Origin of the sequence: Taurinivorans muris, from assembly GCF_025232395.1 — a bacterium.
GTDB lineage: Bacteria > Desulfobacterota > Desulfovibrionia > Desulfovibrionales > Desulfovibrionaceae > Taurinivorans > Taurinivorans muris.
Genome location: NZ_CP065938.1, coordinates 276,041 through 290,195, shown reverse-complemented (window position 1 = coordinate 290,195; position 14,155 = coordinate 276,041). Strand labels below are relative to the sequence as shown.

At 38.1% G+C, this 14,155-nt stretch carries 11 protein-coding genes, 1 tRNA gene, 1 pseudogene and 1 CRISPR repeat array (1 of these 14 only partly in view); of the genes and pseudogenes, 1 reads left to right on the top strand and 12 read right to left on the bottom strand.

Annotated elements, in window-relative coordinates; genetic code table 11:
* A CRISPR array of direct repeats spans window positions 1-442; the repeat unit is 36 nt; unit sequence GTTTTATTATCCCTTTAAATCAGGTCGGACTAAAAA; it reaches 123 nt to the left of the window's first position.
* A gap of 177 nt (window positions 443-619) precedes the next feature.
* The 10 genes from csm5 to JBF11_RS01225 all read right to left on the bottom strand — a co-directional run bounded on the left by csm5 (window position 620) and on the right by JBF11_RS01225 (window position 12,465).
* Window positions 620-2,224, bottom strand: coding sequence for a type III-A CRISPR-associated RAMP protein Csm5 (gene csm5, locus JBF11_RS01270; RefSeq protein WP_334315579.1), 1,605 nt, complete (start codon window positions 2,222-2,224; stop codon window positions 620-622).
* Entirely contained in the window at window positions 2,221-3,216 is a 996-nt protein-coding gene (gene csm4, locus JBF11_RS01265) for a type III-A CRISPR-associated RAMP protein Csm4 (protein ID WP_334315578.1), read from the bottom strand. The genes csm5 and csm4 overlap by 4 nt, the downstream gene beginning before the upstream one ends.
* Window positions 3,217-3,224: 8 nt before the next feature.
* Window positions 3,225-3,905 (bottom strand): type III-A CRISPR-associated RAMP protein Csm3, encoded by a 681-nt coding sequence (csm3, locus tag JBF11_RS01260; protein WP_334315577.1) that lies wholly within the window; start codon window positions 3,903-3,905, stop codon window positions 3,225-3,227.
* A gap of 17 nt (window positions 3,906-3,922) precedes the next feature.
* Window positions 3,923-4,300, bottom strand: a complete 378-nt coding sequence (gene csm2, locus JBF11_RS01255; protein ID WP_334315576.1) for a type III-A CRISPR-associated protein Csm2 — start codon at window positions 4,298-4,300, stop codon at window positions 3,923-3,925.
* Between the two features lie 10 nt (window positions 4,301-4,310).
* Window positions 4,311-6,623 (bottom strand): type III-A CRISPR-associated protein Cas10/Csm1, encoded by a 2,313-nt coding sequence (gene cas10 / locus JBF11_RS01250; protein ID WP_334315575.1) that lies wholly within the window; start codon window positions 6,621-6,623, stop codon window positions 4,311-4,313.
* On the bottom strand, window positions 6,614-7,741 hold the full coding sequence (gene csm6 / locus JBF11_RS01245; RefSeq protein WP_334315574.1) for a CRISPR-associated ring nuclease Csm6: 1,128 nt from the start codon (window positions 7,739-7,741) through the stop codon (window positions 6,614-6,616). The genes cas10 and csm6 overlap by 10 nt, the downstream gene beginning before the upstream one ends.
* 14 nt (window positions 7,742-7,755) lie before the next feature.
* Entirely contained in the window at window positions 7,756-8,727 is a 972-nt protein-coding gene (gene cas6 / locus JBF11_RS01240) for a CRISPR system precrRNA processing endoribonuclease RAMP protein Cas6 (protein WP_334315573.1), read from the bottom strand.
* Window positions 8,728-8,890: 163 nt separating this feature from the next.
* Window positions 8,891-9,319: a phage protease gene (locus JBF11_RS01235; protein WP_334315572.1), complete on the bottom strand. Its 429-nt coding sequence runs from the start codon at window positions 9,317-9,319 to the stop codon at window positions 8,891-8,893.
* Between the two features lie 147 nt (window positions 9,320-9,466).
* Window positions 9,467-10,762: a phage minor head protein gene (locus JBF11_RS01230; RefSeq protein WP_334315571.1), complete on the bottom strand. Its 1,296-nt coding sequence runs from the start codon at window positions 10,760-10,762 to the stop codon at window positions 9,467-9,469.
* A 143-nt stretch (window positions 10,763-10,905) separates the two neighbouring features.
* The gene (locus JBF11_RS01225) at window positions 10,906-12,465 is read right to left on the bottom strand and encodes a DUF935 domain-containing protein (RefSeq protein ID WP_334315570.1); all 1,560 of its coding nucleotides are present in this window, start codon (window positions 12,463-12,465) and stop codon (window positions 10,906-10,908) included.
* 282 nt (window positions 12,466-12,747) lie between these two features.
* Here JBF11_RS01225 and JBF11_RS01220 point away from each other — a divergent pair, with 282 nt between their 5' ends.
* Window positions 12,748-13,152: a hypothetical protein gene (locus tag JBF11_RS01220; RefSeq protein WP_334315569.1), complete on the top strand. Its 405-nt coding sequence runs from the start codon at window positions 12,748-12,750 to the stop codon at window positions 13,150-13,152.
* A gap of 138 nt (window positions 13,153-13,290) precedes the next feature.
* On the opposite strand, the pseudogene tnpA reads toward JBF11_RS01220, so the two are convergent.
* A pseudogene (tnpA, locus tag JBF11_RS01215) lies at window positions 13,291-13,754 on the bottom strand (IS200/IS605 family transposase).
* Window positions 13,755-13,925: 171 nt separating this feature from the next.
* Window positions 13,926-14,015, bottom strand: a tRNA-Ser gene (locus JBF11_RS01210).
* Between the last annotated feature and the right edge of the window lie 140 nt (window positions 14,016-14,155).

The window sequence follows — 14,155 nt, the reverse complement described above, 5'->3', positions numbered from 1 at the left end:
AACGCCGTGGTTTTATTATCCCTTTAAATCAGGTCGGACTAAAAAAAGTTTTGCGTTGTTGAATACGGAAATGACGTTTTATTATCCCTTTAAATCAGGTCGGACTAAAAAGATTACGACCCGCGTGAACGGCATATATGTGTTTTATTATCCCTTTAAATCAGGTCGGACTAAAAATTGGAATATCAACACATTGGTCAAGAGGGCGTTTTATTATCCCTTTAAATCAGGTCGGACTAAAAATCAAAACTCACGGAGTGAATAATGGAAAATGTTTTATTATCCCTTTAAATCAGGTCGGACTAAAAATGTACAAACCCTTTTGTCCGGTTACCAAACGTTTTATTATCCCTTTAAATCAGGTCGGACTAAAAAATGCGGACAATGCATGAACTGTAGGATCAATGTTTTATTATCCCTTTAAATCAGGTCGGACTAAAAAGTCAAAGAATAACTATCTGAAATAGTTATCAATACACTGAAAACAGCATTTAAAAAGCAGAAAAATTACTGCAACATATCCTGTAAATTTTCTATTTTTTCAAAAAATACTTTTTCCGTGTTTTGTGAATATACATAATTTATTGTTACAGTGCAAGTAATTATCTTACATCATATTCTATTTTGCACGCAATATTGCCGTTATTTTATCCACACGGATTTTTTGATTTTCTTTAAGTTTACCAGACCAAATTTTCTCCTTTTGCCAAAATGCTCTTATTGCTTCTGCAATTTGAATTTTATTGTCCAAGTTGTCAATACGCTCATAAACTTTTAACACTTCCTCTTTGCCTGCTTTTTTCAATAAAACAAGTTCAACAAGGCGTTCTTCCGGAGAAAGGCTTGCCAGACGCTGTTCTTCCGCTTCTTTTTGGGCTTGTTCCGCCTGTTTGCGGGCGAGTTTTTCCGCCTCTTTTTGCTCTTGTTCTTTTTGCAGGCGCAGCGCTTCTTCCCGAGCTTTTCTTGCTTGTTCTTCTTCTTGTTTACGCTGTGCTGAAAGCAGTTTTTGCTTTGCTTCGTATTCGGTATTTTTTGCTGTTAAAAATAATGCTTTTCTCGCCTGCAAATTGGCAATAATTTCCTGTCTGGCTTGTTCTTCCTGCATTTTTCCCTGTTCGGCATCTTCCGCAGAGCATTTATGCAGTAAAACCCAGCCAAAAGGATATTTGCCGTCTGCCAGCGTCCGTGTCGTGCCACAAGGCATGGGCTTTTTGGTCTTGGGATTTGGACGTGTTTTAGGAGCGGCATTTTCAACCGTTACGCATTCCACATGGGAATAATGCCCTATACGCAATAAAAGGGCATTTTCTGTCTGTACCTTGTTCCGTATGCCGTCAATGAAATTCCGAGCCTGCACAAAATGAGGCAGTTTATAAAATTTTTCATATTCTGCATTAAAACGTTTTAAATAAAACTGATTGCAGACCTTGCATAAATTTTCAAATGTCCAATCTTCTAAAGGTTTTTTTGCATATTCATGAGCTGTAAAACTGCCAAGATAAATCTTTCCGTATTTTGGTTTTGCCCAAATGGGCGCAACTTCGCAAACAGGGTTCATCAACCGTTCTTCAGGATTGTTTTTCGCATATTGCACGGCTTGTACAAATTCGCTTTCCCCAGGCAATAACTCAAAATCTGAAACCTTTAATTGCTTAAAGGCATTTTCTTTAATGTCACCAAACAAATGTTTTAGTTCTGCTTCATAGTTTCTGCTTTTTTCTTTGTTATTTGCTCCAGTTAAATACGCTTGTATTAATCTGCCGTTATCATAATAATCAATAATCGCAGTACGGATTGCCCCTTTTATTGATGAACCAGGAATAACTATTGCAGACGTATAGGCATTTCTAATAGCAGGGGCTAATTCATTCTCTGATTTATTTGTTCCTTTCAAACGGACTTTATATTTCTGATGTATTTCTTCGTTTGTCTTGCTTTTTGTTTTTATAAAAACGTTTCTGTCAATCGTATTTCGCAGATATTCCCAAATTTGCGTCTGATTTGACAGAGAAAATTTTGATGCAACGGCTTTTGCTTCATCTGGAGTCAAGCTGTTTATCCAGCCGTCAAAATCAATGGTACAAACAATATATTGTCCTGATTGTTCTTCAAAAATTTGATATTCCAAAGGAGAAAGCATTTCCCCGGAACCAATATGCACCGGAGATAAAAATTCCAGACGGACAGGCACAAAATTATTATGAATATTTTGTAATGAAATCATTGCGTTTCTCCTGGCAGCGTGCAGGGCATGAGCAATGCACCGCACATTTGAATAATATCATCGTCCGCATTGATATTTTTTATGATACAGGACGAAGGGATATTTTTGACGACAGCTCCTTCTTCCAAAGCAATGAACGGCTTTTTAAACGGACTGTGCCGGCTCTTGGCAACCCATGTTTTTCCTTTTTTGGTAAAGGTTCTATAATAACCTTCAATTCCTGCCAAATTTTCAGCGGAAAGAACAGAAAGATTGAGCCCGTATTCCCCCTTTTCATGAAAAACGTCACTTACATCTTCTTTGTTTTTTATTTTAAAACGTCCTTTTCCCAGTGTGCTGTCCGCCCCAAAGCCCAGTTCTCCCAGTATGCCAAAATATTTTTCAAATAAGGCATGATCGGAGGCTTTTACATAAATATCAAGTTCATGATTTGCAAAATTCACCGAAGAGCTGAAATAGCTGCCGTCAAGATGTTTATTTTCATTCCGATTAATGGTTAAATGCAATTCTGTCCCTGAAATCTGATTCGGTATTTCCCATGAGAATTTTTCTTTATCGCTTTTTTTATTCTTTATAAAATTCTCTTTATCTCCCATATACGCGGAAAACAACTTTAAAGCACTCAATGCATTTTTTTGTTTTTGCCAAACGGCATAAGGAATAAGGGTTTTCTTTTTAAAAATTTTATATTCCTGCAGCCAGTCGACTAATTTCGTGTTTTTATTTCCAAAAAGTTCTTTCCCCTCAAAATTCTTTTTAAAAACAGGACGGGAAATGGGGGCAAGAACCGGAGCGGGCAAAAATCCCTTTGAAAACGCAGAAGAACAAGTAAACAAAGGTTCATTATCCAAAAAACTCGCCAGCAAATTCTTACAGGCCTGTTCTCCTTCCCATTCACGGACTTGGCATGCAATAAGCCCGTGCAGGGTATCGGAGCGTAAAGAATAGACCCAAGGACTTGTTGGTTCTATGGTGTATTTAATAATTTTCATGGCAAACCTTAAAATGTTACATGGTCTAAATTAAAGGTTTCTCCGTTAAAAGTCAGATTTTCAAATTTAACTTGTCCGCTTCCTCTTGAGGTGTGTCCGCCAAGTCCGTCAAGTTCAATTAACTTTAACCCCTTACTGACAACTTCTTTAAATTTTTCTTCGTTATCCCCTTCAAAAACTTTTATCGCAAGTTCAAACTCAAATTTTACGCCGGCAGGCACACGTTCAACCGGGCGGGGATGTTCAGCAGTACCGGAAATACGGTTGATAATATTTTCATATTTAATTTCCATAGGAAGTTCATCATTTTCAAATTTTTTCTGAAAATCCTCTGTGAGAACCGCATCACGCACCAATAAACGGGTAGGCTTTTTGTTTTGCAATTCTGTTGCCGCAGCATGGGTACCAAATAAGTCACAAACTAAACATTCACCACAACCACAAGGTTCACCTTTTATGGAAACGATTGGTTTTGTTCCTTCTATGCCCGCAAGACCCGTTACTTCAAGCATGGAGCGCATTTTTCCCTTTATGGAAGATCCAGGAATATAGGGAGCTTTTGTTCGTGGATTTTTCATTATAGGCAAATCAAGCCCGCCGATTTCAATATTATCTTTACCTGCCCCAATGTGTAAACCGGTTTTAAGACAAATAACACCTTTTAATGTAACTATCGTATTTAATTTCATAATAATATCCTTTTTTATTAATCTTTCAATTTGCCAGTACCATAAGCATAACCGACAATGGCTTCAAAATGCAAAAGAAATGCTTCAAATTCCTTTGCAGAATTAATATCATCAACAGACTTTTTCAGCCAATCCTCAAAAACTTGCGGAACAACTTTTCTGCTTTTAGCATAACTAACTTTTGCTTTCATTATTTTAATTTGTGGTAATATACTATTCAATATATCATCCTTAGAAATAGTATCAGATGTTTTTGCGAGCATCTTCGTTTGATATTTTCTTTCCAACCCCTTAAATTCATTATAAAATTTACGAAGCTGAGCGGAAGTGATTTTTTCATTGACAAAGTCATTTGCCAAATCTTCCGCAGCTTTTTCTACTCCAAAATCAGCCATGTATTTCTCCTTATGCATTTCGTGTTTTATACAGTGCATAACTGATTGCTATGCGTGAATTTTCAAATTCTTCAGCCTGTGTTATTTTCGCAATTTGTTTTTTAACGTCCTCATCACTGATATTTCTTGCCATATCGTATTGCAAATGCGAAACATATAAACCATGGCGGATTTTTCCTTCTGCCATAAAGAGTTTACAATCATCCGCATACGATAATAAACGCCGTACAAAGCCTTGGGTAAGTTTATTCTGCAGCAAAGCATCTTCAAGGTCTTTTCCTGTTTTGCATTGCTTATCAAATTCAGTCCAAGGGCAAGTTACTTCAAAAAGCGTACAGGCATTTTTCATTTGCCCGTTTTTTTGATATGCTTTTGACTGCTCAAGGGCTTCTTCCGCCATTGCCGTAAACTTTGAAACAGGCAGTTTTGGCTTTACAAAGGCAATTCCCGCTGAAAGTGTTATGTCTTTATTTTCTGCGGTAAATGCAGAAAAATCCGTATGCAATATTTTGGCAAAGGCTAAAATATCCGTCCATGCACCAAGCACAAGTAAATCATCCCCGCCCATAAAAACGGTATAAATGTTGAAATTGTTTTCCTCTATTACCTGCACCAAATATTCACTGAAAAAAGCATTTAACATTCTGGATAGCTGGGCATAGCGGGAAACAGACAATCTGTTTTTAAAACCCAAACTGAAAATAAAACCCAGATTATCCACATCGGCTTTCAGTATTCCAAGCATGGAAACGCAGCGGTTTTCCTCATGGATAACGGCACTGTCCGCCAATTCTTCAAAATCTTTAGGACGTTTCTCTTTGCGGGGAATATATCCGGCAATGGGATAACGCGTATAGCTTCCAAAAGATTTTAAATTAATACAGTCAAGCGCCTGTTCAATGTCTGACTTGGCGAATGTGCCGCCGTTGTCAAGCACAAGAGAAATACCGCCTATGAGTTTAAAGAATGCATAATTTTTAGGCGGCTTGTTTTTTGTGAAAAGCCCTAAAGTGGATTTTGGAATTGCTTCTCCTATTTCAATAAGGTTTTTACATTCTGAACAAAGGTCTTCATCTTCAGTCCTATTCCTTTCGCAGTATGAACAAATTCCCTTATTGTATTCTATATCGAATACAGCCGGATATTCAGCAAAATAGTGCTGAAACGCTTTAAACTTATTTGTTTCAAGCTCATCATTTAATACATCAAGCTTTTCAAGAAAACGCTCTTGTTTCATTTCACCTTGAGTTACCGGAAGAAGAGCAAGAGGGGCTTTTAATTCCCCTTTAAATGTTTGGGCAAAAAAGATTTCAATTTCCTGCATAATCTCCCGCATAAGGACTTTTGTCCTTGGGGTATCAGGCAAAAGCAAGATAAATTTTCCTCCTGCGTCCATGATTTTTGCAACAGGGCTTAGAGATAATGTATCCAAGGTATGCAAAATAATGGAGCGGGTAAGCGCCTGCAAATGAAAAGAACGTGCCCGTAAAATTTTTGCTGTGCCAGTGCTTGTTTTGCCGCTGAAAATATATTTTTGAATACCGGAAAATTCAGCGGAAAAAAGTAAAAAACTTTGTTTGCCTAAAGGGATATTTCTATTTTCTTCACAGCAAGCCCATAAAGCTTGGGCAATGGCAGCGGTTGTTATTGAATGGTCGTATAACGAAATATCAGGGTCTGATTTATAAGTAGAAGACGGAATGCAATATGTATACTGTTCAAGCACAGAAACAAGGGAAGACAGATAAGCTTGAAAGCCTTGGTCTAAAGGGATTTTCTTTAAGGTATTGACAAAATCCGCAAAAAGTTTTTCATAGTCGCCTGTTTTATTTTCTTTTTCAGAGCAAGGAAAAAGTGCCTTTGCTTCCCCTTGCTTCTGCAATACATGATATTTTTTTTGCGTATTTGGCTTTCTCAGTTCAATAAAGGAAAAAATGGATTCCAAGCGTGTTTTTTTATAATTATTCTCTTCTTCACTTGAAAGCCTGTCCAAACCGGAAGAAAAGCAGTCAGCCTTTTGGATAATCTCTTCAAGCAACTTTTCGCTGTTTTCATTTGAAACCCCCGGATTATGGTGGACAGCTGCCAGCCTTGCGATTCTGCTTCTGTGTTCCTGCAATTCATGAGGCAAAGGAAAATCTGCAGATTCTATAAAAAAATCTGTATAAAGCACATGTTTGTGGGTTGTTTTTCCATTATATACTGGACAATAGGCGCTTTCCAGCTGTCTGCTTGACTTTTGTTCCGCCCTTTGGGCAAATTTGCCGATATCATGCATTAATGCGCTTACAATGATACATTGATTTGTTATGTCTATTCCCATTTTTCACCTGCTTCGTCTATAATCTCAATTAAATGAGGCATAAGGTTTAAACCATATTTTGTGTTTGGTTTTTGTCCAAAAGAGCAGATACTAAACTTCTCACCGCTCAGCTGACCAAAATTTTTATGTATTTTGGCATTAACTTTACTTCTGTAGCTGCGGATATTTTCCGCAGTTAAAGCAATAATGCCCGTGTCACTTCGGGGCAATTCCTTTTTAGGCATGAATTGAATGATTTTATGGTAAAGAGAAGCAATTTCCTCTTTGCAGTTTTCGATTTCCAACATATCAAGATAACAGTTTTTATTATCCATAACACGTTTTCTACACAAGATAAAAAACAGATATAAGGTAAACCATGCAACAGGTAATGTCATGCTTTTTCCCTGCCATTCTATTTTGCAGGAACGAATATGGAGTTTCAATTTAGGTTCTTCGGCTTTTTCAAGCAAAGCCATAAGCTCCTGCGGTAAAAAAGGTTTTTTCAACATTTCGGCACTAAATTTTTCACGAACGCTGAAAAACGGAATGTTAATCAAAGAAATTTTTGCATACTCTGTACTTTTATAATACTTCTCACCGGCACTGTTTATTAGCTCAATGTTTTTAGGCGATTTTGGTGGATAATAAAAATGAGGACTGTATTCAAAGTCAGAATGAACCAAAACATGGTACAATCTATCCTGACAACGTCCGTAAATCTGTGCCGCCAAAGTAAAAAACGCCCCCATGGTTTTTCGACCTGCCGCCAAAGAAAAATATACTGCCGTATCGGGATCGCTTGTAAAATAAAATGTTTCTTCAAGAACAGCTTGCAAAAAAGCGAAATTATCTTCTTCTGTCAAAATGTCTTCAATTTCAATTTCATTAACACGAGGAACAAGAATATCTTTCCACGAAAATTCAATTTCTTCTGCTTCTATCTCATATTCTTCGCAAAATTTATAAAAAATACCGCGTGCAGGATCCAAAAGTTTTGTATAAAGAGCTTCCTTACCTGTCCTTGTTGTAAAAATTTTAATTACCTGCGGAAATTCTCCTTTATCCCATAAAGCATAAAGCGTTTCAGTTATAATTTGAGGCGTTTTTCCGCATACGGCAAGTAAAATACGTTTCATGACCTTTCCTTTTATTATGCAATGTCTTCCAACTGATATCGTATTTTACCTAACCCGAAACTGGTCTGTTTGCCAAGATGAAGCAATGTTGCCAAGTTTAATAATGGAATAAATTCTGTAAAATCACCCCTAAAAGAAATACACCCTTCTAAGCCGCCAATCTTTAATGCCTGTTTTTGTCTTGAGGAATAACGATTTTGATCTTTCCATTGAATATTGCTTTCAATTATATCGATATTTTTAGCTTTTTGCAAAAGATCCGCATAATCGATTTCAAGTTCTTTTTCACCGAATTCTTTAAAAACAAAGTAGGTTCTCCGCATCATAAGTTTGAATAAAGCTTCAAAATCCAGTTTGGAATAAAGAACATTATTTGACTTGTATCTTAAAGGTGTTTCTAAGAATACGGTTAATTTCTGATTTTTTTGGGATAGAGTATCACTCTGTAAAAAATTAGAAGCAGGATATTCCAATACGGCAGGATTTGGAACATATAAAAGCTGTTTTTTAACAGTATCATAAATTTGTGGTTCTCCCTGTATATGAACGGCTTGTATGCCAACAATTTCAAAAGAAGCATTTTTAAATGTTTCAATGTTCGCTCTGCCTATACCTTTACTTCCCATAAGTTCGAAAGCATAAACCATAAATGGGAGTTTTTCACATATGCTGCCAAGCAAAATTAAAGAAAATGCAAATTCTTCTCCTTCCAAATACGCTTTTTTAGGATTTTGAGGAAATTCTATAACATAAGGGTGAGGAATGCTGGGATTTTTCCCCTCTTCATTATTTTTTTGTTCCATAAAAAACTTTGCAAATAAACACTGACCATGCAAAATGCAGGTTGCACATTCTTTTTCTCTGACTGTGCATACGGCACGTTTCAAAGCATATCCAAAAGCCCCTCTTAATGCAGAGCCTTTAAATACATTTAACGTTCCGGACTCCAAAAACCTGCACTGAATGGTATAATGGCTGTACAGCATTCCCCTTCCTCATAATTATTATAATTTCATTTAATAGATTATCCCTAAATATATATTAGTGTCAAGTCTGCCATATTTTTTTTGAAAAAATCAATATGCTCACATAATATAATGGTTATCTTTTACATGTGAAAACATCCCCTAATTAACCGCAAAAAAAAATTCACTTTCGTCCCTCACTGTCTCTGCTAAAAATGCTTATCCCGTTATCAGAGCTCAAATTAATAGCTCCCAATCCGTCTATGGCAGGCGCTGCCGCACCCAAAAGCGCAACATGCAGAAGCCGGTGATTTTCCATATCAACGGACATGGAAACATTCTTATAACTCCCTTTATACACTAGATTTTTAACGTCGTCGCTAACGTATGAAAACTGTGCAAAGAGTTTGTCGTTTTCACAAAAAAGTTTTTCCACCCAGCCGTAAGCAGGCGCGGAATCGCTTTTGACATGCCCGATTACAAGGGGTGCGTCCGTTTCCGACGCATTGTAATTGCCGGCAATTTTTTCCAAATCTCCTTTGGTGAAGGTATGCCTGCGTCCTTCGCTGTCTCTGAATGTGCCTGTTTTTGCGATTGCCGTGTATTTTTCCATGTGTTCTCCTTTTCCTTGGATTTTATTTGACTTTGTTGTGAAAAATGATTATATTATAAAAAAGGTAGCGAATCCTGAACGTGTGTGTGCACGATCGTAATGAAGGATGTTATCTATGCTTGGAAGCACACACTTACCAAGCATTTTTTATTGTAAAAATCCTTTACCATCTTCTCTGTAAAGTAATATCCCTTGTCGTTGTCTTTCTAAATAATCTATTGTCTTAGGTGAAAATATTGTTGCTCCACTCCAGTATCTTCCCGAATGGATGAGATTGAAAACAGAAAATCCGCCGAAAGGCATATCATTCAAATCAAAAACACGGATAAGACGTATTGATTCTGTGAATTTTCCGGATAACTGCACAGGCACCCGCCAGACTTCATAGGGATTTTTAATAACCTGAGCCAACACTTTCATATATTGTCCACGATTAAATTTATTTGCTTTATATTTACCGGTGGCTTTATCTATAAAGAGCTGCTTGTCTATACGCAGAGCCGACGACAAAAACTTCGGCTTATACCATAAATAATCTTCCAGCCCTTTCAGCCCGAACTCATTTAAAAACGCCAAAACATACTCTTCATCCTTCAGCGTTGCAGGCAATAAATCCTTGTTTGTTATTTGTATTCTGTTTTTCTTCGGTAAATTTTTTAATGGCGGAGTACAGTCAGAACCCTCTGAATGAAAACTTGAGAAATTGCTTTTATTTTTTGGGCATTTTGGCGTAACGTTTATGTCTTTGACTTTTTTCGGGTCAACTTCCTGCGGCGTAAATTCGGAGCACCAATTTTTCCCCACATTATTTGCAAAACCCGGATCGGGCTGAGGATTGACAATTTTTTGGGTGAGTCCTGTTCTCGGGTCAGTGTATTCGAAGCTTTTGGGAAGTTCTTTCTGAACCTCCAAGCCCTCTTTTTTCACCTGATATTCGGAAAGCTGAACGGCAGTGCAGCGGCAGTTAAAACCGTTGGGCGGATAGTGGCTGTCCCAAAACGGGTGGTCAGCGGGAAAAACTATGCCGTGCAGAACTGAATGGGCGGGACGGGTTCTCGTATCCAACACGCTGGAATATTCCAGATACGGCAAGTATTTTTTTGTTCTTTGAACGCCTTTCCAGCGTCCTGCCTGATAGGCGGTCTGCATGTTGGTTTGAAAAAGCGTTTCAATACGCCTTTTATCCCAGCCCTGCTTTTTGATGACTTCCGCAATATTTTCTTTGAACGTTTTTAGCGTTGTGCCGTTTTCCAAGGCTTTCAATAATTCGTTATGGATTAAATTGACCTGATCGAGCTTTGCCAGACCTGCCACATAAAAGGCGCGTTCCTTTGCTTCTTTGGTGAGAGCGGCTATTTCCTTATTGGAAATCGGTATTCTGGATTTCCAGTATTCAATGGCTTCTTCGGGATTTGCGCCTTCGCCCAACACTGTAATAGCCATATTATTTACCTGCCTTGTTAGGTTGTTCTTCTGACTTCTCCATGACGCTCGGTATCACATCCTGTGATACACTCGCTCTCGCTTGCAAGAAGCGTGGTTCTTGCTTCACTCGCGCTGCGCGGCTTTGTGCATCCTGCACAATGTTAACTTTTCTTTTCATTATGTTCCCTATCCATCGAATAAAAACCAAAGAGTTCCGCCTTGGTCAGCGCCCGGGCAAGAAAATCCTCAAGGTCGGACATTTCCATTTGCGAGCCTAAGAACTCAATCAAAGCATATTCCAGTTCTTCAAAATCAGCGGCGTTATTGACCGCCTGCAATAATTCGTCTAAAAATTTTTGGTTTGCCCGCAATGCTTCGGGCAGGAGTTCTTTTAAGGCGCTGTCAAAAGCAAGCTGGTGTTTGACCGCCCCTTTATAATGATTGTTTTTCACACCAGCCGAGAATGAAGCAGGAGTATTTTCAGGACTGCTGAATTGCTCCCGATTTTCCACCAAGGTAAATTCATCAGCTTTCAAGCCGTACTCTTTCACAAAATGCTGGTGATTGAAACGCACGCCCAGGGAATGTAAATCTTTGTCCAGCAGTACCTGCTCCTGCAAATTTTTAGGCTCCTGATAGGAGAAAATCGGCGCGGGAACTTGTTCGCCCGCATTGAGCAGGGTATAAATCCAGGCGATTTCGTACATGGTTTCGCAGACAAGGGCTTTATCCGCTTCCGCTATGCCTTTTGCCACATCATCATGGGTGGTGGCTGCCGCCTGACTGTTGTTTTTGCCTTCCATTTCAAGGGTGAGGGTCTGCCCCATGAGGATTTTTGAAATAGTTTTGTCCTGCCTTGCAAGAAAATCCTCAAACATGGTGGTTGTATTGGCATTAGGAGCAATTAAATCAACTTCCGCTCCTTTGGGGATAACGGCGACGGAGTCCTCGACCATGCGCGCCAAGTTAGCGGCAATTTCTCTTTTTTCCGCCTTTGTCGCCCCTTGGGAAGCCTTGCCGATTACCCAGGGGGAGCCGTATTTTTCAATAAACTTGGCATAAAACTTTGTTCCGCCGTGCTTGAACGAAACCGCCCATAAGCAGCGGGACAATAAACGGATTCCGTAAGGGTTGTCATAACTTGTATTATAGACTGCAAAAACAAATTTGCCCGCCGGGAGATAATCTTTTTTGACTGCTCCGTAATAGTCGCCTTTGAAAAAGGGCTTGTTGTTTTCATCAAAAGCAAACCAATAATAGGGGCGGGCAATTATATCTTTTATGTGCCACCAATTTTCTGACGCTTCCCACATGATTTCCAGAGGAGTCATGCCATAAAAAGGGGCGTCCAAAATAGAGGTAATAAGAGAGCGCATATTCAGGCGTTCCAAGTCTTTGGTCAGCTTATCAAAGACAAGCCTTGCGGCGTCAGAAGCATTTTCACCGTCAAAACTCGCAGCGGAAAACCCATAATCCTGCGAACTCAAAACACGGTTTTTGCGGCTGGTCATGGCGGTTGTTACCTGCTCATCCGCGGACAAATCCGCCAGAACTCTGACATCATCGCCGGTTTTGCGCAAAATGGGGTCAGGGTCGGGCAGCTGCTCCAACCATTCATAATTAAAAAAACTTGCGTTCTGACGGCTGGCAATTTCCGTTTTCAAATCTTCGCTTACAAAGGGCAAAAATGTGCCGTCCGCCAAATATATTCCTTGTGACATACACACCTCGTTTTTTTTGTATTTAATACAATAAGTTTGAGGTGTTGTCGCAACGGTATAAAAACTGTGAAATAAATTTGAAAAAATAAAATTTTTCTCAAAAAAATGTCAAATCTTGGTGTGATTTCTATTTTAGACTCATATAATGAAATAAAAATAGTATATAGTAGATTGAGAAATCTTTTTATATTTACAGGGAGGATATGACGAATAGCCCATAAAAGTAAGAATTGGCAGAGGCAATGACGTATTAACCTTTATTTTTCATAATAGGATATAATTATGGATATGTTAATTATAATGGCTGTTTTGGCTTTATTTTCAGAAGGTGATGTTTCTAATCAAACTGATGACGAACTATTACAAAAAATTCTAAAAAATGAAAAGTTAGCCAGAGAAAAACAAAATCATGAACAAATTTTAAGACAAAGGAAACAAAAATTTTTTGAAAATCAACAGCAACAACAGCAACACTTAGAATTTCTTATGTTCTTGCAAAGAACATGGGAACAACAACAAAATGATGAGCGTTGGCAAAGGGAACTAAATGAAATAATAGAATTTTGGCAGAATTACTGGCAAGAAATTGAACAACACGCTCAAGAAGAAAAATTAAGAGATTTTTTAAGGTGGCTAGAAGATGCTTTAGAAAACGCTGATATTATTTCTTCACGAATGAAACTATAATAATGACCACCCGCTGAGCGGGTGGTTTTCTCAAGCTCTAGAAGGGCATGGAACTGGCTTGCGCCTTAAGGTGCTTTGAATGTGTTCGCCAATCGCATTTCATCCACAAGCTGCTGCTAAAGCAGCTTACCTATTGCCTTAGTTATTCTTACTGCCCGTAAGCGGGTCAAAATATTCTTTGAATGTCATTTGGTCATTGATTATATCTTCATTCAATTGATTTCTAATGTATTCCGATATTTTTTTTATTGCATCCTACGGTATCAACATAATAGCCTCTGCACCAAAAATGTCTGTTACCATATTTATATTTTAGATTTGCATGTCTATCAAATATCATCAGTGCACTTTTTCCTTTCACATAGCCCACGAATGAAGATACGCTTACGTTTGGAGGAATTGCTGCTAACATATATACATGATCTGCATACATCTCACCTTCTATTATTGTTACTTTTTTTCTGGTCACAAAGTTACCTTAAAATTTTTTCTATATCACTTTTTATTTTCAGATAAATTTCTTTACGGCGAAATTTTGGTGCAAACACAATATGATATTTGCAATTCCATTTGGTATAAGATAAGCTCTGGTTCTCATTCATAAAAAACTTTCCTTCTTTGGTTTAGATTGACTAACACATTGAAACATATCAAAGGAGGACAGACTTGTATCTAAAGATTTTCATTCCACCAGCTTAGCTGGTGTTTTTTTATGCTAAAGCGGACAAAAAAGGCCCTATGCGAAAAACATAGGGCTTCTTTGAAAATTGTTCTGGCGGAGAGGGGGAGATTCGAACTCCCGGTACCTTTTGAGTACACACGATTTCCAATCGTGCTCCTTAGGCCAGCTCGGACACCTCTCCACACATTGAGCAATATTATTTATACAATTTTTTGAACGCTGTCAAGAAAAATAATAGCCTGTTCCAAAATATTGTTATAGCACATCCATCAAGCAATTTTAATCGTCAACATGAAAACGGTTAAAAGCGATTATAACTAA

Coding starts and splice junctions, on each gene's coding strand:
- csm5 (WP_334315579.1), bottom strand. CDS start 2,224: ATGATTTCATTACAAAATATTCATAATAATTTTGTGCCTGTCCGTCTG.
- csm4 (WP_334315578.1), bottom strand. CDS start 3,216: ATGAAAATTATTAAATACACCATAGAACCAACAAGTCCTTGGGTCTAT.
- csm3 (WP_334315577.1), bottom strand. CDS start 3,905: ATGAAATTAAATACGATAGTTACATTAAAAGGTGTTATTTGTCTTAAA.
- csm2 (WP_334315576.1), bottom strand. CDS start 4,300: ATGGCTGATTTTGGAGTAGAAAAAGCTGCGGAAGATTTGGCAAATGAC.
- cas10 (WP_334315575.1), bottom strand. CDS start 6,623: ATGGGAATAGACATAACAAATCAATGTATCATTGTAAGCGCATTAATG.
- csm6 (WP_334315574.1), bottom strand. CDS start 7,741: ATGAAACGTATTTTACTTGCCGTATGCGGAAAAACGCCTCAAATTATA.
- cas6 (WP_334315573.1), bottom strand. CDS start 8,727: ATGCTGTACAGCCATTATACCATTCAGTGCAGGTTTTTGGAGTCCGGA.
- JBF11_RS01235 (WP_334315572.1), bottom strand. CDS start 9,319: ATGGAAAAATACACGGCAATCGCAAAAACAGGCACATTCAGAGACAGC.
- JBF11_RS01230 (WP_334315571.1), bottom strand. CDS start 10,762: ATGGCTATTACAGTGTTGGGCGAAGGCGCAAATCCCGAAGAAGCCATT.
- JBF11_RS01225 (WP_334315570.1), bottom strand. CDS start 12,465: ATGTCACAAGGAATATATTTGGCGGACGGCACATTTTTGCCCTTTGTA.
- JBF11_RS01220 (WP_334315569.1), top strand. CDS start 12,748: ATGGATATGTTAATTATAATGGCTGTTTTGGCTTTATTTTCAGAAGGT.